Source organism: Streptomyces graminofaciens, assembly GCF_030294945.1.
Classification (GTDB): Bacteria; Actinomycetota; Actinomycetes; order Streptomycetales; family Streptomycetaceae; genus Streptomyces; species Streptomyces graminofaciens.
Genome location: NZ_AP018448.1, coordinates 630,883 through 651,375 on the forward strand (window position 1 = coordinate 630,883; position 20,493 = coordinate 651,375).

The following is a 20,493-nucleotide window of genomic DNA, read 5'->3' on the forward strand; positions in this document are numbered from 1 at the left end:
GAGAAGGAGTCGGTTCCGCATGGACGACAGGCAGGACAAACTCCTCGACTACCTCAAGTGGGTCACCGCCGATCTGCACCGGGCCCGCACTCGGATCGACGAACTGGAGTCGCGCGAGCGGGAGCCGATCGCGATCGTCGCGATGGCCTGCCGTTTCCCGGGAGGTGTCGCCTCACCCGAGGAGCTGTGGCAGCTCGTCGTCGACGGCGTCGACGCGGTCGGCGAGTTCCCGAAGGACCGCGGCTGGGACGTGGCGGGCGGGTACGACCCCGATCCAGAGCGGCCCGGCACCTTCTACAACCGGGGCGGCGGCTTCCTCTCTGACGCCAAGGGCTTCGACGCCGCGTTCTTCGGCATCTCACCGCGCGAGGCCCTGGCGATGGATCCACAGCACCGGCTGCTGCTGGAGTGCGGCTGGGAGGCGATCGAACGCGCGGGCGTCGACCCGCGTTCGCTGCGCGGCAGTGACACCGGGGTGTTCTGCGGGGTCATCACCAACGGGTGGGGGTCGCAGGCCGACCCGTCCGTGCAGGGCACCGAGGGTTATCTGATGACCGGTACGACGACCAGCGTGGCGTCGGGCCGTCTGTCGTACGTCCTCGGTCTCGAAGGCCCGGCGATCAGCGTGGACACCGCCTGCTCGTCCTCTCTGGTCGCCATGCATCTCGCCGCGCAGGCGCTGCACCGGGGCGAGTGCTCACTGGCGCTGGCCGGAGGGGCGATGGTGCTGCCCGCCCTGGACTTCTTCGCCGAGTTCAGCAGGCAGCGCGGGCTGTCGCCGGACGGCCGCTGCAAGGCGTTCTCCGCCCAAGCCGACGGCATGGGTTTCGCGGAGGGCGCGGGTGTGATCCTCCTGGAGCGGCTCTCGGAGGCCCGGCGGCGCGGCCATCCGGTGCTGGCGGTGATCCGTGGCTCCGCGCTGAACCAGGACGGCGCCTCCAACGGGCTCACCGCGCCCAACGGCCTGGCCCAGCAGCGGGTGATCCGCCAGGCGTTGGCCGACGCCGGTCTCAAGGCCTCGGACGTCGACCTCGTCGAGGCGCACGGTACGGGGACGCCCCTGGGCGACCCCATCGAGGCGCGTGCACTGCTCGCCACGTACGGCCAGGACCGGGTCCCCAGGCGGCCGTTGAGGCTGGGCAGCGTGAAGTCGAACATCGGCCACGCCCAGGCGGCCGCGGGCATGGCCGGTGTCATCAAGACGGTGATGGCCCTGAGGCACGGCGTCATGCCACGCACCCTGCATGTGTCGGAGCCCACCCCCGAGGTGGACTGGTCGTCCGGGACGGTGGAACTTCTGGCGGAAGCGGTGCCCTGGCCGGAGACGGGCGGGCCACGGCGGGCGGCCGTGTCGGGGTTCGGGGTCAGCGGCACCAACGCGCACCTCGTCCTCGAACAGGCACCCGAGGAGCCCGCGGCCGGACAGGAGCCGGATACGGCACCCGAACGGGAGCCCGGCACGGGCTCCCCCACCCGGCCGCTCCCCCTCGTCCCGTGGCTGTTGTCCGCGCGTACCCCCCAGGCACTGCGCGAGCAGGCCCGGCAGCTGTTGTCCGTGGCGGAGCCCGACCGGCGGGACGTGCACGCGCACGACGTGGCGTACTCGCTGGCGACGGGACGCACCGCCTTCGAGCAGCGGGCCGCCGTACTCGCCGACGGTGTCGACGGACTCGTCGACGGGCTGCGCGCACTGGCCGAGGACGGCCACGGCGCGGGAACATTGCGCGGTACGGCGAGGGGCGGCGAGACGGCGTTCCTGTTCACCGGGCAGGGGGCTCAACGGCCGGGCATGGGACGGGAGTTGTATGACTCGTTCCCCGTCTTCGCGACGGAGTTCGACGCCGTGTGCGCGGAGTTCGACGGGATGCTGGCCGGGCCGCTACGGCCGGTGGTGTTCGACGGAGAGGGACTGGATCGCACCGAGTGGACACAGCCCGCGCTGTTCGCCTTCGAGGTCGCTCTGTTCCGGCTGCTCGCCTCCTGGGGTGTCGTCCCGGACCAGCTGGCCGGGCACTCCATCGGCGAGGTGACGGTGGCGCATGTGGCCGGGGTGCTGTCCCTGCCGGACGCATGCCGACTGGTCGCCGCGCGGGCGCGGCTGATGCAGGCGTTGCCCTCAGGGGCGATGTTCGCGGTACGGGCGGGCGAGGAGGTCGTACTGCCGCTGCTGGCGGGTCTGGAGAGTGAGGTGGCGCTTGCCGCCGTCAACGGCCCCGAGTCGGTTGTCGTCTCCGGGGCCGAAGAGCCCACGGCCGCGCTCGCCGGCACGCTGTCCGGCCTCGGTCACGAGGTGCGGCGGCTGAAGGTGAGCCATGCCTTCCACTCGCCGCTGATGGAACCGATGCTCGACGAGTTCGCGGCGGTCGTGCGCGGGCTGAGATTCACGGCGCCCACGGTGGCCACGGCGACCCCGGGTGACGAACTCTCCTCGCCGGACCACTGGGTCGCGCAGGTGCGCCGCCCGGTGAGGTTCGCCGACCAGGTCCGTCTGCTGCACGGCCGGGGCGTCACACGGTTCGTCGAGGTCGGGCCGGACGGTGTGCTGACGGCGCTGGGCGAGACCTGCGTGGACGCCGGTTTCGTCGCCCTCCAGCGGCACGGCCGCCCGGAGGCCGAGGCCCTGCTCGAAGGGCTCACCCGCGCCCATGTGCTGGGCGCCGGTGTCGACTGGACCGGGGTGTTCGCGAACAGCGGCGCCCGGCGGACCGATCTTCCGACCTACCCGTTCCAGCGTGAGCCGTACTGGCTCACGCCGGGGCGGCGGACCCACCCGGGCGAGCTGGGGTTCGTCCCGGTGGACCACCCGCTGCTGGACGCGAGCGCCGAGGTGCCCGGGACCGGAGTGCTGCTGACGTCCCGGCTGACCAGGCCGGTGGCCGACGGCACCGGGGCCCTGCTGGAACTGGCCCTCCTCGCGGCCGAGGAGTCCGGCTGCACCGAGGTCGGCGAACTCACCGTGGAGGCGCCGCTGTCGGTACCCGAACCCGGGGGCGTGCAGCTGCGGGTGACGGTACAGCCCACGGACACGGGCGGCGCAACCCTCGCCGTCCACTCCCGGCCCGCCGACGCCGAACCCGGCGCCGAGTGGACCCGCCACGCCGTCGGCACCCTCAGGACCACGACCACCGACGCGGGTTTCGACTTCGGGGTGTGGCCGCCGAAGGGTGCGACAGCCCTGGAGACCGAGGGTGAGGACATCGCCGGGGCGTGGACGCTCGGTGAGGAGTGCTTCGTCGAGGTCGCCCTGCCCGAGGAGCGGTACGACGACCGCTACCGGCTGCACCCGTCCCTGCTCGGCACCGCCCTGCGCGTCCTCGAGTCCGAGAGCACGGCCGATGACGACGAGGTGCTGCCGCTGCGCTGGGCGGGGGTCCGGCTGTTCGCCGTCGGGGCCGGGCGGTTGCGGGTACGGCTGGTGCCCCAGGGACCTTCGCGGGTTTCGGTCCAAGCGGCCGACGCGACCGGGGCTCCCGTCGCCGCCGTCGACGAGGTCGTGCTGGCCCCGCACCGGCCCGCACCGCCCGCAGCCCGGGTGCTGCCCCACCGGCTCCACTGGGTGGAGGTCGGCGTACCGGCCGCGTGTGAGGAGTGGGAGGCGACCGAGGTGTACGACGCCGAGGACGTCACCCGCCTCGCTCGCGCCGCCGCGGCACCTGCCCGACTGCTGCTGGACCTCACGGGAAGTGCGGTGTCGGCACCGTACGAGAGCAGCGCCGCCGCCGCGTCTGCGGTCGTGGCCGCCACGCACGCCCTGTCCACACGGACGCTGGCCGTGCTCCAGTCGTGGCTGAGCGAACCCGCTCTGGACGACACCGGGTTGGTGGTCCTGACCAGCGGAGCGGTGGCCGCCCTCCCGGACGACACCTTGTCCGACCCGGCCGCCGCCGCGGTGTCCGGTCTGCTGCACTCCGCCCAGTCGGAGAACCCGGGCCGCATCGTCGTCGTGGACGTGGACGCCGCTGCGGCTCAGGCGGCCCCCGGCACGACGAAGTCACTGCCCGTCGCACTCGCCTCCGGCGAACCCCGACTGGCCCTCCGACACGGTCGGTTCCACGCACCGCGCCTCATCCGCAGCCGCCCTGTCGCCAGGACCGAAGCCCCGCTCGACCCCGAAGGCACCGTACTGATCACCGGGGGCACCGGCACGCTCGGCCGGCTGGTGGCGCGGCATCTCGTCGACCGGCACGGCATCCGCAATCTGCTGCTGGTCGGCCGGAGGGGGACGGACGCGCCGGGTGCGCGGGAGCTGCGGGACGAACTCGTCGCGCTGGGCGCCCGGGTGCGGGTGGAGGCGTGTGACGTGGCCGATCGCGCGGCCCTCGCCGCCCTGCTGAGCAGCGTCCCGGACGACGCGCCGTTGACCGCTGTCGTCCACACGGCGGGTGTGCTCGACGACGGTGTCGTGACCGCCCTGACGCCGGAGCGCATGGCGGCGGTGCTCGCCCCCAAGGCGGACGCCGCCTGGCATCTGCACGAGCTGACCTCGGGCCTCCGGCTCGACGCCTTCGTGCTGTTCTCCTCGCTGGGCGGGGCGCTGGGCGCGGCGGGGCAGGGCAACTACGCCGCCGCGAACTCGTTCCTCGACGCGCTCGCGCATCACCGCCGGGCCCGCGGGCTGCCGGCGACCACGATGGTGTGGGGCATGTGGGAGGGCGGTATGGCGGGCGGGCTGGACGAGACCGGTGCGCGGCGCATCGCGCGCGGCGGCGGGGCCCCGCTGACGCCCGAGGAGGGAATGGAGCTGTTCGACGTGTGTCTGCGCGGGGACGACCCGGCCCCGGTCACGGTCAAGTTGGAGCGGCAGGCTCTGCGCAGGCTCGCGGCGGACGGTGATCTGCCTCCGCTGTTCCGGGCTCTGGTCCCGGTCTGCCGCAGGGCCTCCCGCACGGCGGCGGCGGAACCGGACCTGGCCGCGCGGCTGGCCGCTCTCGCCCCCGACGAGGCCCAGCACACTCTCTTCGCCCTGGTCCGGGGCGAGGCGGCGACCGTGCTCGGCCATCCCGACCCGACGCGGCTCGACCCCGGGCAGCCGTTCACGGAGCTGGGGTTCGACTCGCTCACCGCCGTGGAGCTGCGCAACCGGCTGGTCGCGGCGACGGGCCTGCGTCTACCGCCCACTCTGGTGTTCGATCAAGGGGATCTCGCCGGGCTGGTGGAATTCCTGCGCCCCGTGCTCCTCGGCGACACGGAGGACGCGGCGGCCGAGGTGGCAGAGGCGGCCCAGGTGGACTTCGCGGCGGAGGTGTGGCTCGCCCCCGACATCGTGCCCGTCCCTGCCAGCGCGCCCGCCGCCGATGCGCCCCCGGTCGCCGCCGAACCCGGCGAGATCTTCCTGACCGGCGCGACGGGGTTCGTCGGTGCCTTCCTGCTCCGGGACCTGCTGCGGTCGACGGACGCGACGGTGCACTGTCTGGTCCGTGCCGAGGACGAGACGGCGGCCCGGCGGCGCCTGCGTGCCGCGCTGGCCTGGTTCCGGCTCGACGACGAGGTGGACCAGGGGCGGGTCGCCGTCGTCGTGGGCGACCTCACCCGTCCTCTGCTCGGGCTGGAGCCGGAGCGGTTCGGGGCGCTGGCCCGTACGGTCGACGTGATCTACCACGCGGCGGCCGACGTCAGCTGGCTGCAGCCGTACCCGGCGTTGAAGGCCGCCAATGTCACCGGCACGCAGGAGGTGCTGCGGCTGGCCGCGCTGCACCGTACGGTGCCGGTGCACCATGTCTCGACGGCCGGTGTCTTCAGCCGGGCCGCGGTGGACGGGCGCAGGCCCCGGCCCGAGGAGCCGGGCGGCCCGGCAGCCGTGCTGGCGAACGGGTATCCGCAGAGCAAGTTCGTGGCGGAGCGGATCATCGACATCGCCCGGGATCGAGGGCTGTCGGTAACGGTCTATCGGGCCGACACGGTGTGCGGCGACCAGCGTGGCGGTGCCTGCCAGACCCAGGACTTCGTGTGGCTGAGCCTCAAGGGCTGTCTGCAGGCCGGGGGGTTGCCCGCCGATGCCGACGCGCTGTTCGGGATGGTCCCGGTGGACTACGTCAGTGGCGCGATCGTCGCGCTCTCGCGGAGCGAGGAGGCGGCCGGTCGTACCTTCCATCTCCAGAACCGGCGGCCGGTGGCGTTCCGAGAGCTGGTGGAACGGCTGCGGGCAGCCGGCCATGTGCTGGCGGACGTGGAGTGGCCGGACTTCGAGGCGGCAGTCCGGGCCGACCGGGACAACGTCCTCTTCCCGTTGATCGACATCTTCGGCATCCTGATGCGGCTCGGCGACGCGACGTACCTCCCCCTCGACCTCGATGACACGGAGCGGGCGCTCACCGGGTCCGGTGTCACCTGCCCCGTGATCGACGCGGAACTCGTCGACCGGTACGCGGAGTTCTTCACCGACTCAGGCTATTTCCCGCCTCGGTCGCGGTGAGGGACGGCATGGTGGAGCCCACTGCCTCGTACGAGGCAGTGGGCTCCACCATGCCGAAGTGCGGGAGTCACGCGGTCCAGCGGCGTGTCGCGGGTGTCGGTGGGGTGTCCCGGTCGGTGTGGGCCAGGACGGTCGGCCCGAGTTTGCGGGCCAGATAGAGCGCGCTGTGCAGGCGGAGCCGGTCCTCGCCCAGTTCGCGCAGGGACTGGCCGAGGAGTTGTTCGGCCTTCTTGACGCGGTACAGGACGGTGTTCTTGGCGACGTAGAGGAGTTCGGCCGTCGCGGCCACGCTGCGTTCCTGTTCCAGGTAGCAGAGCACCGTCTCCCGCAGCGCGGCCGTGGGCTTGTCGGCGGCAGCGAGCGGGCCGAGTTCACGGACGACGAAGTCCGCCGCCGCTCCCATGTCGTTGCCGAGCAGCAGGAGGAGTTCCAGCGCGCCGTAGTCGCGGACGCCGACGGGCCGGTTCTCGCCGACCGTTTCGAGGCGTTCGGAGGCGACGGCCTGGAGGTGGGACTGGCGGAAGCCGGCGATGCCGTCGCCGGGCAGTCCGGAGGCGACGCGGATGTGGGCGGGTGTCTCCGGCAGTTCCTCGATGCGCCGGAGCGCGGTGGGCCGGGCGGTGCTGCGGCCTCCCCAGGCCCACAGCCGACCTGAGCCGACGGGCAGCAGGAGGGTGGAGGAGCAGCCCGCGGCCTCCAGCAGACGCAGGGCCGTGCTCTTCAGTTCGCCGGCGCGGTCGGGCATGTGCTCGTCGCAGGCGACGATGAGGGCGATGTGGTGCAGGGTCAGGTCGTAGCCGAGGCGCTGTGCGGTGTTGCCCAGGTCGACGGGGCGGCCGTCGAGGATCGCGTTGACCAGGGTGACCCGGCCCCGGGCGAAACCGGCGAGCCAGCGGGAGCGGCGTGCGGCGAAGTCGTCGCCGACGAACAGGGCCAGTTGCTCCATGCCGTCGAAGAGCTCTCCCGAGAGTCGCTGCATCGCCGCCGGGCGCTCGGCCACAGGGAGGGCGGCGGAACAGAAGCCGAACAGTTCCTGGATGAGCTCGGCGTGGATGACGCGTACACAGCGCAGCAGCGGGTCGGCGTTCATACCGGCTTCCACGCTGCTGCGGATCGTGTGGCCCATGTCGTCCTTGAGGGCGTTCGGCAGGGAACGCACCCCGCCCATCCGGAGCAGTGCCCACAGGGAGACTGCCTGGAACAACCGGTCTTCGAAGAGCGAGCCCGGTCTGGCGAGATCATTTTTCCCACCGATCCGCTCGGCCAGAACCCGGCTCTTCTCCAGGGCCCAGCCGACGGCCGCGGGGCCGACCGTGGAAATGGCCTGCTCCAACAACTCCTCGCCGACCGCAGATTGACCGATTATTTCCTCATCAACGGGTTCGAGTAGCTCTATCAAATTGCACGTCCACCCAGAGGTTCTATTTGACCCTTATGACAATGCAGCGATTCCGACGCTAGCACTCGTCGATCGAAGGCCGGGGAATCGTCGGTAATCACGCGGTACAACGGCCTCTCGTACCGCAATTACCCTTTCGTGAGCGGCGGGTTGCGTCATGCCGCATAGGCTTCGGCAGAACTTCGACGAAACGGAGTCCTCGTGGGCCATGAGGATGGGAGCCGGGACCCCGCCGCAGTACCGGTGGCCTGGGTGCTGTCGGCGAGAACGAGTGACGGACTGCGGTCCCGCGCGGCCAGGTTGAGCAGGCAGGCGCGGGCGGACACCACGACGGCGGTGACGGAGATCGGCGCGCGGCTCGTCGCCGGCGGTACGGCCTTCGGGGAGCGTGCCGTCGTCGTGGACGACACCCGGGAGGGACTGTTGGCGGGGCTGGACGCGCTCGCCGAAGGCAGGGACGCGCCCCAACTCCTCACCGGGGCGGGCGGGACGGGCCGCCGGGTGGTGTTCGTCTTCCCCGGCCAGGGCACCGAGTGGCCCGGAATGGCTTCGGAACTGCTGCGTACGGCACCGGTGTTCGCCGCCTCCGTCCGCGCCTGCGAGCGAGCGTTGGCCCCGTACGTCGACTGGTCGCTGGAGGAGGTGTTGACCGGTGCCGACGGCGCCCCACCACTGGACCGGGTCGACGTCGTCCAGCCGGCGCTGTTCGCGACGATGGTGTCGCTGGCGGCTCTGTGGCGTTCGTTCGGGGTCGTCCCGGACGCTGTGGTCGGCCATTCCCAGGGTGAGATCGCGGCCGCGTACGTGGCGGGGGCGCTGTCGCTGGACGACGCGGCACGGCTCGTCGCCCTGCGCAGCCGGGCCCTGCACGCGATCCGCAGCAAGGGCGGCATGGTGACCGTACTGGCGCCGGACGCGCAGGTGCGGGCGATGCTGGCGGGTCGGGAGGGGCGGCTGTGGGTGGCCGCGGTCAACGGCCCGGCCGCGCTGACCGTCTCCGGGGATCTGGACGCCCTCAGCGAGTTCGAGGCGGAGCTGTCGGCTGCGCGCATGCTGCGCTGGCGGTTGCCCGGAGTGGACTTCGCGGCCCACTCCGGCCACGTGGAGGCGATCCGGGACGAGGTGCTGCGGCTGTCGGAGTCGGTCCGCCCCCATGACCCGGAGTCGGTCCGCCCCCACGACTCGGAATCGGTCCACCCCCATGACCCGGAGTCGGTCAGGCCCCACGACTCGGAATCGGTCAGGCCCCGTGGCACGGGCATCGCCTTCTACTCCAGCGTCACCGCCGGACGGGTCGAGGCGTCAGCGCTCGGCGGGGACTACTGGTACCGCAACCTCCGGGAGCCGGTCCGCTTCCAGGAGACCGCCGAGGCCCTCATCGGCGACGGCCACGACATCTTCGTCGAGTGCGGCCCGCAGCCGGTGCTCACCGTCGGGCTCCAGGAGATCGCCGAACGGGCCAGGGCCCGGGCCGAGTTCCTCGCCGGCCTGCGCCGTGACGAGGGCGGCATGCGGCGCTTCGTCGGCGCGCTCGGCGAGGCCTATGTGCACGGGCTGCCGGTGGACTGGCGGCTCCTCCACCCGGACGCGGGGCAGGGAACGACAGTCAGGGACGGATACGCCGTGTCGGCCCCGGGGTCGTAGAGCAGCAGCGCTCTCAGGCCCTCGACCAGCGGGAGCAGCGTCCGCGGGGTCCAGCGGGGCAGGGTGGCGAGTGCCCGGCGACCGCGCAGCGCGGCCTCCGTGTCCTCGTTCCGGGCGCCGTCTCGGGGCGCGGGGATGAGCCCCCCGCTGCTCCAGGCACAGTGCCGGAGGAACTCGGCCCGCTGCTGCGGCGCCTGTTCTGCGATCCACAGGGTGAGGTTGGCGCTCTTCTCGGCGAGGTCGGGCAGCGGGATGCGCGCGTGCGCCACATGCCGGTCCACGGCGTCACGGAAGACGTAGTGCTTATGACCGCACGGTATGCGGGTGTCCGGGACGGAGAGGAAGCCGCGGCGGACCAGGGTGTCGAGTTCGGCGCGGACCTCGCCCGGGTCCCGGCCGCCGGCAGCCGCGACCGCGTCGGCCCAGACCGCGTCGTCGACGGTCGCGGCGTCCTGGAGGGTGAGGCGCAGTGCGGCGGGCAGCCGGTCCAAGGCAGCCTCGGAACGCCATCGAAGAGTGTCGGGCACGGCGCGAGTGAGGCGTTCGGCGTGGATGTCGTCCTCCGGGCTCTCCCAGCCGGACCGGACGCCGTCCCGGATCAGCTCCACGTACTCGTGGGCGATCCGTGGGCTGCCCTCGCACGCCGTGACGAGCACCCGGCGCAGTCCGGCGAGGAGTTCCGCCTGGGCGCGGGGCTTCCAGGGCCGAAACGGGACCAGGTTGGCCTCGCCGAGCAGCCGGTCGAGCAGCGCCTCCATGTGCCCGTCCGCGAGGGGCGGCACGGTCACCGTCGTACCCCGCGTCCGGAACCGGTCCGGCAGCGACTCCCACGCCCCGGAGCACGCGTCGGCGACCACGAGCGCCGAGGCGCCGTACGACGGTACCGTCAGCCGGTCGACGAGGTCCAGGACGCGGGGGTCGGCGAACTCCACGTCGTCGACGACCAGGGCAAGCCGACGCGTCCGGGCCAGGCGCTCCAGCAATGTCAGCAGGGCCTGCGCCCGGTCCCCGGTGCCGCAGCGGCTGCCCGGCGTGCTCTCCAGCAGGGGACGGAGTGCCGCACGGATCCGGTCCGCCTCCTCGGGCGTGCACGCCGTGCGCTGGACCGTGTCGGCCAGTTCCTCCTGGGCCGTGCCCTGGGAGGCCTGGGCGTCGATGCCGCAGCACTCCCGCAGAGCGAGCGCGAGGGACCGGTCGTCCAGCACGGCGGGCAGTCGTACGACAGGCGGCGACGGTGTGCGGGCGGTGTGGTGTCGCCGGATCGTCCGCCGGAGCTCCGCGACGAGCTGCGCCCTGCCCACGCCGGGGATCCCGGTCAGAGTGAGGACGTGGGAGCCGGTTCCGCCGAGGAAGCGCTCGACCGCCGCGTTCAGCAGCGGACGCTTGGAGTGGTGGCCGACCATGCGTTCCGGGGCGGTGAGGTCGTGGCCGTCGTGCTGGACGCCGATCGCCTCCCAGGCCACGCTCTGGACCTGCGCACGCCGGTGGACGACGTTCGCCTCGGTGGCCCGCCGGGTCCTGTCACAGACCCAGACGGTGTTCCGCCCGACGAACGGCAACAGCCGGGCACATGTCTCGACGACCGCTCCGGTGACGTCCGGCGGGCCGCCGTCGGAGCCGGTGCGGACCAGGGCGAGCCCTGAGGCGACAGCGACCCGCACCCCGCCGTCGTCCATGGAGTACGGGTCCGTCGCGCCGGCGTCGCCGTGGGTGAACCGGGCACGTACGGCGAGGGCGCAGAGGACCGCGCGGTACGGGTCGTCGCTGTGGCAGGGGGCGGCGCCGAAGGCGACGAGCCAGTGCGCTCCCATCCGGGTCAGGACCGTTCCGCCGAAGCGGCCGGTCTCACTCTGGATCGCGGCGTGCATCCGCGCCAGCCGTCCCGCCATGGCCTCCGGGGCTTCGTCGAGGTCGGGGCTCCCCCAGTCGGCGCGCACCTGGAGCACGGTGACCTGTCTGCGCTCCGTCGTCACCGAGCCGTGGCCGGGGGCGAGGGGCGTCGCAGTGCTGGGGTCGGGGGCCGACTGCGCGGTCCGGTGGGACACAGCGATCGGGGACGGTACGGCGTCGGACGGGCACCATCCCGCCCCGGAGGCGGGCAGCAGCAGGGCGGGGTCGTGGGTGCGGATCGCGTGGTAGAGCCGTTGCAGTGTGCGGCCGGGTTCGACGCCGAACGACTGCTGCAGGGCTGCGCATCTGCGTTCGTACATCCGCAGGGCCTCCGTCTGCCGGCCGCACCGAAACAGCGCCGTCATGCACAGGCCCAGCAGCCGTTCCCGCTGGGGTTCGGCGGCGGCCACTATCTGGAGGCCGCCCAGGACCCCCTCGGGCCGGCCGCTCCTCAACTCCACCTCGGCGTAGTCCTCGAAGGCGTCCAGGCAGGCGTTCTCCACGGCGGTGCGCTCGGGCCAGGAGAGACCGGCCTCGGCCAGGTCGTCCAGGACCGGTCCCCGGCGCAGGTCCAGTGCCTCCCGGAAGGACGCCGCGGCCCTGTTCAGCGCCCCTTCGGCCGTCAGGGCGCGGCCGCGTCCGACGAGCGATCCGAACCGCGACACATCGATGGACTCCTCTCCCACGCTCAGGAGATAGCCGGGTGCCCGCGTCAGCAGTTCCACGGTCGTTCCCTGCCGTTGCGGGGAAAACGCGGACAGTGCCTTGCGCACCCGCATCACGGAATTGTGCAGAACCTTTCGGGCGGAGGCGGGCTCCTGTCCGTTCCACAGCGCGGCGGTCAGGGCGCTGGTGGACACGACCTTGTTCGGGTGCAACAGCAGATACCCGAGTACGGCACGACATTGCACTCCGGGAATCGGAACCTCGCCCTTTTCCCCGAGAACCCGAAGCGGACCCAGAATCTGGAACTCCACCGAACCCGCCCTCCCGCCCACGGATTCGCAGGCTGCGACATGGATAAAGATACCCATCGCCGCGGATACGGCACACCAAAGGACTCCAAACCGGACCCAGGACTACTCGACCTAGGTAATTCGAGCCCGCCCGCGGGCGTCGGCGGGGCCGTACGATCTCCGACAACCGCACACGCCTCGCCGCACAGGGAGAAACACGAGGAGAAACCTACGGAAACCGCGGAGAACCGCGGAGAAGCCGATCGGGATTCCGTAGAGCCATGTCCCGGACCGAAAGAACAAGGCATGTACTTTTTCGTGATCGGCCCGCTGAGAGTAGTCGCCGACAACACCCCCCTCGCCGTTGACGGGACTCATCAGCGTGCGGCCCTCGGGATGCTGCTCGTCCAGGCCAATCGTGTCGTGACCACCGACAGACTGGTGGCCACGCTGTGGCGGAACGACCCTCCCGTCACGGCCAGAAGGATGGTGCACAAGGCCGTGGCCAGGCTTCGCGGCCTGCTGACCGACGCGTCCGCCTCCGACGCCGGGCTGGAACTGGTCACCGGCGACGGCGGCTACACCCTGCGCGTAGACGCCGAACGCCTCGACTCCACGCGCTTCTTCACCCTGGTGCGTCAGACGCGGGAGGCGTACCTCGCCGGGGCGGCGCCGGCGGCGGCCCGTTCCCTCTCGGCGGCGCTGGCCCTGTCCACGGGGCCGGTGCTGGAGGACCTCACCGAAACGGGCATCTCCTGGCCCGAGTTACGCACCCTGGAGGCCCGGCGTCAGACGGCGTTGGAGGACCTCTTCGATGTCGCGCTGTCCTGCGGCAGACACCGTGACGTCGTCGGCGCCCTGGAGTCGCTGACCGAGCCGACCGGGAAGCGGGCCACCCGGGAACGTCTGATCGGCCAGTGCATGCTCGCCCTGTACCGGTGCGGGCGGCAGCTCGACGCCCTGGCCGTCTACCGCCGTTCCCGCGTCGCGCTCGTCCGGCGTCTCGGCCGCGAGCCGAGCCGGGAGCTGAGCGACCTCCACCGGCGCATCCTGGGCCAGGAGCCGTCCCTCGACTGGGAGCCCGCCCCCGTCCCCGCCGCCCACGGCGTCCCGGCGAGCCGTTGATCCTCCCCGTCTCCCACCCCGTGAATCCCCCCGACTCGGGAGTCCTCCCACCACAAAGGAGCCGACGCATGGCAGACCAGACCGCGTTCTCCGAGGACCTGCTGTCCTACATCCGCCAGGTGTCCCTCCGCGACGACGACGTGCTCGCCGAGCTGCGATCGAACACCGGGGAACTTCCCATGGGGAAGGCCATGCAGGTCATGGCCGAGGAGGGCCAACTGCTCGGCCTCCTCGTCGGGTTGACGCGGGCCAGGACCGTCGTGGAGGTCGGCACGTTCACCGGCTACGCCACCCTGTGCATGGCCCGTGCGCTCCCTGCGGGCGGGCGGATCGTCACCTGTGACATCAACCCCAAGTGGCCGCGGTTCGCCGCCCCGTACTGGGACCGGGCGGGGGTCGGCGACCTCATCGACGTACGGATCGGCGACGCCGACACCACGCTGAAGTCGCTGCTGGAGGAGTACGGCGAGGAGTCGGTGGACCTGGTGTTCGTGGACGCCGACAAGGCCGGCTACCGCCGGTACTACGAGCACGCTCTCCGGCTGCTGCGGCCCGGCGGGCTGGCCGTCCTCGACAACACCGTCTACTTCGGCCGGGTGATCGACCCGGCCGACCAGGAGGAGGACACCGTGGCGGTGCGTGAACTCAACGCGTTCCTGCGGGAGGACGACCGGGTCGAGATCTCGCTGCTACCGATGGCGGACGGCGTCACGCTCACTCGCAAGCGGTAGCCGATCGGTTCCCGGCGGGGCCGGTCCCGGCGAGGGTGGGCGCGGTGAGCGCGATCGTGTCCGGGACCGTCCTCGCGTCCGGGACGAGATGGAGCCCGACGACCCCGTCCGGCTCCGCGCCCGCTGCCGGCTGCCGCGCGCAGGGGCAGCCGTCCTCGGCGAAGCCCGCCAGCCGGTAGGTGATGTCCATCATCCGGTTGCGGTCCGTGCGACGGAAGTCGGCGACCAGGTGCGCTCCGGCCTCGTGGGCCTGACCGATCAGCCAGTTGAGGATCGCGCCGCCGATACCGAACGACACCACCCGGCAGGACGTGGCCAGCAGCTTGAGATGCCACACCTCGGCTTCCAGCCGCACGAGCACCACGCCGATCGCGCCGTGCGTCCCGAAGCGGTCGGTGAGGGTGGCGACGAGGACGGCGTGCCGGGGATCGTCGACGAGCCCGCGCAGCACATGGTCCGGGTAGTGCACGCCCGTCGCGTTCATCTGGCTGGTCCGCAGCGTGAGTTCCTCGACGCGGGAGATGTCCTCGTCCGTGGCGTGGCCGATGTTCAGCTGCATGCCGAGGGTGCGCAGGAAGTCGATGTCCGCGCCCTCGAACTCGTCCTGCGCGGACCTGCGGCGGAAGCCCGCCCGGTACATGGCGCGGCGGTTGCGGGCGTCGCCGGTCGTACGGGTGGGGGTGAACTCCGGCAGATCCGCGAGCGTGCGCACCTGGTCGTGGGAGTAGCAGCGGACCTCGGGCAGACGGAAGGCCACCTCGGCGCGCTCGGCGGGCTGGTCGTCGACGAACGCCAGGGTGTCGTGGGCAAAGGAGAGTTCCTCGGCGATGCGTCGGATCGACTCCGACTTCGGGCCCCAGCCGATCATCGGTACGACGAAGTAGTCGGCGACGCCGAGTTCCTCCAGCCGTCGCCAGGCGAGGTCGTGGTCGTTCTTGCTGGCGACGGACTGCAGGATGCCGCGCGCGTCGAGCCGCACCACGACCTCGCGTACGTCGTCGTCGAGCCGGACCCGCTCGTCCTCCAGCAGCGTGCCCCGCCACAGGGTGTTGTCGAGGTCCCACACCAGACACTTCACGAACGGCGGCGTGTCACCGAACATTCCACTCTCCCCTCGCACGGCTTCCCTTCCGGGTCTGCGGGTGTGTCACCGAGTCAGGGCGTGCTGTCCGAGAATCAGCTGGCAGATCTCGCTACTGCCCTCGATGATCTCCATCAGCTTCGCGTCGCGGTACGCGCGCGCCACCACATGGCCGTCCGTCGTCCCGGCCGAGGCGAGAACCTGCACGGCCGTGGCCGCGCCCTTCACGGCGTGTCCGGCGCTGACGTGCTTGGCCAGGACAGTCGCGGTGACCTGTTCGGGGCTCCCGGTGTCCCAGCAGCGGCTGGCGTGCTCACTGACGCGGGTCGCGATCTGTTCGGCGGCCAGCAGTTCGGCCAGATGCCGGACGACGAGCTGATGCCCGCCGAGCGGGCGGCCGGACTGGCGTCGGGTGCGTGCGTGCGCGCCGACCGCGTCCAGGCAGGCGCGCAGGATGCCGACGCATCCCCACGCCACGGACATCCGGCCGTACGCGAGCGCCGTCGTGACCAGCAGCGGCAGCGGCTGTCCGCCCCCGCCGAGCAGCGTCGACCTCGGCAGTCGTACGGAGTCCAGGCGGACCGAGGCGTGACCGGCGGCCCGGCAGCCGAGCGGGTCGGCGACCTTCTCGACGCGTACGCCCGGGGTATCGGCCGGTACGGCGACGACGCCGGCACCGTCGCCGTACCGGCCGAAGACCAGGATCAGGTCGGCGTAGGTGGCGGCGGTCGCCCAGACCTTGTGCCCGTCGACAACGACCGTGTCCCCGTTGGGAACGATCTCGGTGCGGATCGCGGAGAGGTCGCTGCCCGCCTCCGGCTCGCTGAAGGCGACCGCGGCAAGCTGTCCGCCGGTCAGCCGTGGCAGAAGGGCCTCGCGCTGTCCGGCGTCGGCGAGCCGCTGGATCGTCCACGCGGCCATGCCCTGGGAGGTCATGACACTCCGCAGCGAACTGCACAGACTGCCGACGTACGCGGTGAGTTCGCCGTTCCGCTCGCTGCCGTACCCGAGTCCGGCGCAGGACTTGGGGACCTGGGCGCACAGCAGGCCCTCCCGGCCCAGTTCCCGCAGCACCGCCGACGGGATCTCGCCCGCGAGGTCCCAGGCTCCGGGCCGGTCACCGACGAGCCGGGCGATCAGTTCCCGTGCACCGGCGTCCGCGGTGACGGCCCGGCCCATGCTCAGGCACCGCCGACGGCAGCCGCGCGGAGCCGGGCGACGAGCCCCGCCATGGACCGGGCGCTGCGGAAGTTGTCGAGCTTGAGGTCCTGGCCCTCGATCATCACGCCGAACGTCTGCTCTAGATGGACGACGAGTTCCATGGCGAACATCGAGTTGGCGAGGCCCAGGGCGAACAGGTCGTCGGCGGGGTCCACCGGGGTCTTGAGCCGGTCGTGGAGGTACCGGGTCAGGGAGGCGGAGATCTCCGCCTCGGCCGCCGAGCCGGTTCCATCGGTTTCCAGCGCGGTTTCCTCGTCCGCCGGGGCGGTTGTCTCCGGGTGGTCGCTCACTTCGCGTGCCTTCCGTAGTCGTGGAACCCCCGGCCGGTCTTGCGTCCGAGGTCGCCGGCGCGCACCTTCTCCAGCAGCAGGGCGCAGGGCTCGGCGCGTTCGTCGCCGGTGCGCCGGTGCAGGGCGGTGAGGGCGTCGGCGAGGTTGTCGAGGCCGATCAGGTCGGCGGTGCGCAAGGGGCCGGTCGGCAGGCCGAGGCAGCCCTCCATCAGCAGGTCGACGGCCTCGGCCGACGCGGTGCCCTCGGCGACCAGCCGGATCGCGTCGTTGATCATCGGATGCAGGAGTCTGCTCGTCACGAACCCGGGCGCGTCGCGTACGACGACGGGCCGCCGGGCAAGCCGGGTGAGCAGCTGCTCGGTGGCCGCCATGGTGGTGTCGGCCGTGCGCGGCCCCTCGACCACCTCGACCATCGCGATGAGGTACGCGGGGTTCATGAAGTGCGTACCGATGAGGTCCCCCGGGCGCGGCAGGGTGTCGGCGAGTTCGTCGATGGGGATCCCGGAGGTGTTGGACAGCAGCGGTGTGCCGTCACCGGCCGCCGCGGCGGCCGCGGTCAGGGCCTTCGCCTTGGCGTCGAAGTCCTCGGTGACGGCCTCGACGACGGCCGTGGCGCCCGAGAGGTCCTCCGGGGAGACGCCGAGGGACAGCTCGCCCGGGAGGACCCCGGCGGGCAGCGCCGCGACGAGACGGGCGTGCCGCACCTGATGGGTGACGGCCGCCTCCGCGCGTGCCAGCGCCCCGGGGTCGGGGTCCGTGAGGATCACGGGCACCCCGTGACCGATCGCGAGCGCCGCGATGCCCGTTCCCATGACGCCCGCGCCCAGGATGCCCAGCCGGTGCGTCCGCGTGTCTGTGCCCACTTCACCACCAAGCCGTCCGTGTTCCGACCTGCGCCTGCACCTGCATCGCCCGTACGCCCGCCGCGGCGGGCTCCGGTCCTCAGTGAACCCGCCCCTCCGGCCCGGCCGTTCGTGACGGAGTCACAAAGCGGGGCGGCAACTCTGAGCGGTCGGCCCAAGACCCCCTGCCGGCCCCTGAGGGCAGCCCTGTCGTCACAGCAGGTTCGCCACCGCACCGGCGAGGTCCGGCAGGACGTCGCCGGGTTCCCGGAAGCGGTGCAACGCCGCCCGCCCGTCCTCGCTCGCCAGCCGCTCGGCGACGTCGGCAGCGACCCCGACCGTGCAGAGGTATCCGGTCCGGTCGAACCCCTCGGTCACGAGGACCATCCAGGGGAACGGGAGCGAGGACTGGCTCACGCAGACGGGGCGGTGCGTCCCGAAGGAGATGTCGTACAGACCGGCGCCGGTCCAGGAGTTGACGACCGCGTACTTCTGCCGGGGCAGCAGCTCGAGCCCGACCTGGAGGCATTCCTTCATCCGCGTCCGGTGCTCGACGAGGAAGTCGTGGAGCGCGCGCAGGTTCAGATGGGAGCCCACGAAGTCGTCGAGCGCGGCGCGGATGTCGGCCGCGACGGCCTCGGGTGCCCTGTCCGGGGGACAGGGCACGAACATGTCTCCGGTCAGATTGCCGACGACACCGCTCGGCAGCCCCAGCCGGTGTCGTACGTCGACGGGCATCAGCAGCTGATCGGGGTGCGGCTCGTCGTGGAACCGGCGGAGCACGTCGATGAGGTGGGCGTGCAGCACATTGGTGAGCGACAGCTCACGCCCCGCCGCGTCGCTCAACCGCCGCCGCAGCCTGCTGACTTCGGCGTGGGAGAAGTAGATCTGCAGGTTGCGTGACTCCTGGAGGGCGCGATAGGCAGCGGCCCACTGCTGCTCGACGTCCGCGGGCGGCAGCAGCCGGTAGCCGGGCTGCCGGGAGCCGGTCGGGGGAAGCACGTCGTCGAGATAGCCCTCACGGTCCTCGACGACGAGCGCCTCGGGCGGTGTGCTCCCCTCGACCGACGCCGACCAGGCCCGCATCAGCGTCATGAGGCTCCGAATGTCGCCGACCGCGTGGTGCCAGGTGCAGCCCAGCGCGGTGCCTCCGTCGGAGAGGCGGGTGAGCCGCACCTTCAGCAGGGGGTCCCCGCCCGACCAGGCCGCCGAGGGATCCATGCGCTCGACCAGATCGGTCTCCGCCACCGCCGCCTCGGCGACCGCCTGGGCGAGATCGAGGCCGGAGTCGGCGGTCGTCATCGTGGCACCGGAGTCGTCGCAGACGATCTCCAGCGCGTCGTCCCGTCGTCGCAGTCGGCCGGCGAAGGCCGGCACATGGGCGAGCGCGCGGGCGAGGCCCTCGCGCAGGGGGGCCTCGTCCAGGGCCCGGTCGAAGTAGAAGAGCACGGAGACCGAGGATTCGACGACGCGCAGATCGGCCAGCGCGCAGCGCACGACCTTCCCTGACGCGTGCCCGGCACGGACCGCGCCGGTGTAGGTGCCGGATCCATCAGGTCTGGGAGAACCACTCATATGAGGCCGGGCCCTTCTCTGTCGCACGCCGTCCGAAACCGTTGCCTGACTCAAGTACACACACCGCATGCGCCACTTAATCGCTCCCCGGTCACAAACAGCGGCGCGTCCATGCGCTCCCGACCCAAGGACCGAGGGCCTCCGGCAAGCCCAACACGCCCAGCCACCCCGGTGTACCGGACACGGGCAGCACACGGCAGCGGCAGGCCAGGCCGGCACGCGGGCCGCTGGTGAACAACCGGTGCCGGCGACGCCGCGGCACAAGGCCGCCCGTTTCCGGGTCCGCCGAGCGCCCCGTCATCCGTCGGCCCGCGCGGACGCGGTCTCCGTCATACGTCCTTGATCACTTCAAGGTCGAGTGGCGCGGGCCGGAACTCCTGCAGCCGGTCGGCATAGGCTCCGCCGAAGAGGTCACCGACCGACTCGGCGGTCCACCCGCCCGGCCGGAACCGTTCGTCGACCTCGCCGGGATGCGTCCACAAGGCGATCCGGTCTCCGCCGGCCGCGATGGCCTGCCCGGTGACGTGGGCCGACTCCTTCGACGCCAGGTACACGACGACCGGTGCCACGTCGTCCGGGGAGCCCAGTCCCTGGCGCCGGGCGGCCTCCGGTACGGGCTGCCCGGCGTCCACCTTCGCGACCAGCTCGCCGAGACCGGGCATGGTCGCGACCATGCGGGTCAGCGCGGTGGGCACGACGGCGTTCACCGTGACGTCGATCTTCGCGAGCTCGACCGCCCAGGTACGCGCCATCGCGACGATCGCGCCCTTGGAGGCCGAGTACGCGGTCTGCCCGAAGCTGGCGCGCTGCCCCGCGGGAGACCCCACGAGGATCAGCCGGCCGCCCTCGCCCTGCTCACGGAAGCGGGCCGCCGCGGCCCGGCCGCAGGTGAAGGTGCCGCGCAGATGACTGTTGACGACGGCGTCGAAGTCCTCGTCGGTGGTGTTGCGCAGGGTCCTGTCCCGCAGCGCCCCTGCGTTGGTGATCATCACGTCGAGCCGCCCGAACTCGTCGACCGCGCGCCGGACCAGCGCGTCGGCGAACTCCGACCCGCCGACCGCGCCGACCTGCGCGACGGCGGCGCCGCCCGCACCGGTGATCGCCTCGACCGTGTCCTCGGCCACGTCGGCGTCCAGATCGTTGACGACGACGGCGGCACCCGCCGCCGCCAGCGCGCGGGCGTAGGACCTTCCCAGGCCCCGTCCCGCACCCGTGACAATGGCGACTCGGCCGTCGAGCATGATGTCCTCCTGAGCTGAAGAGCCGTACACCGCGACACTCCGAGCCTAGGAAGGCGACGGGCCCGCGAGGATCAGGCCGATGACGG

12 protein-coding genes are annotated in these 20,493 nt (G+C 72.1%); 4 read left to right on the plus strand and 8 right to left on the minus strand.

The features are described 5' to 3' along the window. Positions 1 to 19: 19 nt before the first annotated feature. On the plus strand, positions 20 to 6,412 hold the full coding sequence (locus SGFS_RS02675; protein ID WP_286247295.1) for a type I polyketide synthase: 6,393 nt from the start codon (positions 20 to 22) through the stop codon (positions 6,410 to 6,412). Positions 6,413 to 6,479: 67 nt separating this feature from the next. Here the strand turns inward: SGFS_RS02675 and SGFS_RS02680 are convergent, their stop codons facing one another. Continuing rightward, positions 6,480 to 7,745 carry a PucR family transcriptional regulator gene (locus SGFS_RS02680; RefSeq protein WP_286247296.1) on the minus strand — a complete coding sequence of 422 codons (1,266 nt, stop codon included), beginning with the start codon at positions 7,743 to 7,745 and terminating at the stop codon, positions 6,480 to 6,482. Between the two features lie 267 nt (positions 7,746 to 8,012). On the opposite strand from SGFS_RS02680, the gene SGFS_RS02685 reads away from it, so the two are divergent. Further along, positions 8,013 to 9,455, plus strand: coding sequence for an acyltransferase domain-containing protein (locus tag SGFS_RS02685; protein ID WP_286247298.1), 1,443 nt, complete (start codon positions 8,013 to 8,015; stop codon positions 9,453 to 9,455). On the opposite strand, the gene SGFS_RS02690 is transcribed toward SGFS_RS02685, so the two are convergent. Beyond that, a complete protein-coding gene (locus tag SGFS_RS02690; RefSeq protein WP_286247300.1) occupies positions 9,353 to 12,256 on the minus strand; it encodes a BTAD domain-containing putative transcriptional regulator in 2,904 nt (967 codons plus the stop codon). The genes SGFS_RS02685 and SGFS_RS02690 overlap by 103 nt on opposite strands. A 351-nt stretch (positions 12,257 to 12,607) precedes the next feature. On the opposite strand from SGFS_RS02690, the gene SGFS_RS02695 reads away from it, so the two are divergent. Both SGFS_RS02695 and SGFS_RS02700 read left to right on the plus strand, forming a co-directional pair. Then, positions 12,608 to 13,426 (plus strand): AfsR/SARP family transcriptional regulator, encoded by an 819-nt coding sequence (locus tag SGFS_RS02695; RefSeq protein WP_286247303.1) that lies wholly within the window; start codon positions 12,608 to 12,610, stop codon positions 13,424 to 13,426. 68 nt (positions 13,427 to 13,494) lie between these two features. After that, entirely contained in the window at positions 13,495 to 14,157 is a 663-nt protein-coding gene (locus tag SGFS_RS02700) for an O-methyltransferase (RefSeq protein WP_286247305.1), read from the plus strand. Here the strand turns inward: SGFS_RS02700 and SGFS_RS02705 are convergent. The 6 genes from SGFS_RS02705 to SGFS_RS02730 form a co-directional block, all read right to left on the minus strand. Further along, a complete protein-coding gene (locus SGFS_RS02705) occupies positions 14,141 to 15,259 on the minus strand; it encodes an HAD-IIIC family phosphatase (protein ID WP_286247307.1) in 1,119 nt (372 codons plus the stop codon). The two genes, SGFS_RS02700 and SGFS_RS02705, sit on opposite strands and share 17 nt — an antisense overlap. 45 nt (positions 15,260 to 15,304) lie before the next feature. Continuing rightward, positions 15,305 to 16,417 carry an acyl-CoA dehydrogenase family protein gene (locus SGFS_RS02710; protein ID WP_286247308.1) on the minus strand — a complete coding sequence of 371 codons (1,113 nt, stop codon included), beginning with the start codon at positions 16,415 to 16,417 and terminating at the stop codon, positions 15,305 to 15,307. 2 nt (positions 16,418 to 16,419) lie between these two features. Beyond that, positions 16,420 to 16,749, minus strand: a complete 330-nt coding sequence (locus SGFS_RS02715; RefSeq protein ID WP_434026052.1) for an acyl carrier protein — start codon at positions 16,747 to 16,749, stop codon at positions 16,420 to 16,422. Beyond that, positions 16,746 to 17,612, minus strand: coding sequence for a 3-hydroxyacyl-CoA dehydrogenase family protein (locus SGFS_RS02720; RefSeq protein WP_286247310.1), 867 nt, complete (start codon positions 17,610 to 17,612; stop codon positions 16,746 to 16,748). The genes SGFS_RS02715 and SGFS_RS02720 overlap by 4 nt, the downstream gene beginning before the upstream one ends. 192 nt (positions 17,613 to 17,804) lie before the next feature. Beyond that, positions 17,805 to 19,166 carry an acyltransferase gene (locus SGFS_RS02725; RefSeq protein WP_286247311.1) on the minus strand — a complete coding sequence of 454 codons (1,362 nt, stop codon included), beginning with the start codon at positions 19,164 to 19,166 and terminating at the stop codon, positions 17,805 to 17,807. A gap of 329 nt (positions 19,167 to 19,495) precedes the next feature. Then, positions 19,496 to 20,407: an SDR family NAD(P)-dependent oxidoreductase gene (locus tag SGFS_RS02730; RefSeq protein WP_286247313.1), complete on the minus strand. Its 912-nt coding sequence runs from the start codon at positions 20,405 to 20,407 to the stop codon at positions 19,496 to 19,498. Between the last annotated feature and the right edge of the window lie 86 nt (positions 20,408 to 20,493).

What these genes read in the sequence shown, in the direction of transcription:
- SGFS_RS02675 (WP_286247295.1), top strand. Translation starts at nt 20, where the DNA reads ATGGACGACAGGCAGGACAAACTCCTCGACTACCTCAAGTGGGTCACC.
- SGFS_RS02695 (WP_286247303.1), top strand. Translation starts at nt 12,608, where the DNA reads ATGTACTTTTTCGTGATCGGCCCGCTGAGAGTAGTCGCCGACAACACC.
- SGFS_RS02700 (WP_286247305.1), top strand. Translation starts at nt 13,495, where the DNA reads ATGGCAGACCAGACCGCGTTCTCCGAGGACCTGCTGTCCTACATCCGC.
- SGFS_RS02705 (WP_286247307.1), bottom strand. Translation starts at nt 15,259, where the DNA reads ATGTTCGGTGACACGCCGCCGTTCGTGAAGTGTCTGGTGTGGGACCTC.
- SGFS_RS02710 (WP_286247308.1), bottom strand. Translation starts at nt 16,417, where the DNA reads ATGGGCCGGGCCGTCACCGCGGACGCCGGTGCACGGGAACTGATCGCC.
- SGFS_RS02725 (WP_286247311.1), bottom strand. Translation starts at nt 19,166, where the DNA reads ATGAGTGGTTCTCCCAGACCTGATGGATCCGGCACCTACACCGGCGCG.
- SGFS_RS02730 (WP_286247313.1), bottom strand. Translation starts at nt 20,407, where the DNA reads ATGCTCGACGGCCGAGTCGCCATTGTCACGGGTGCGGGACGGGGCCTG.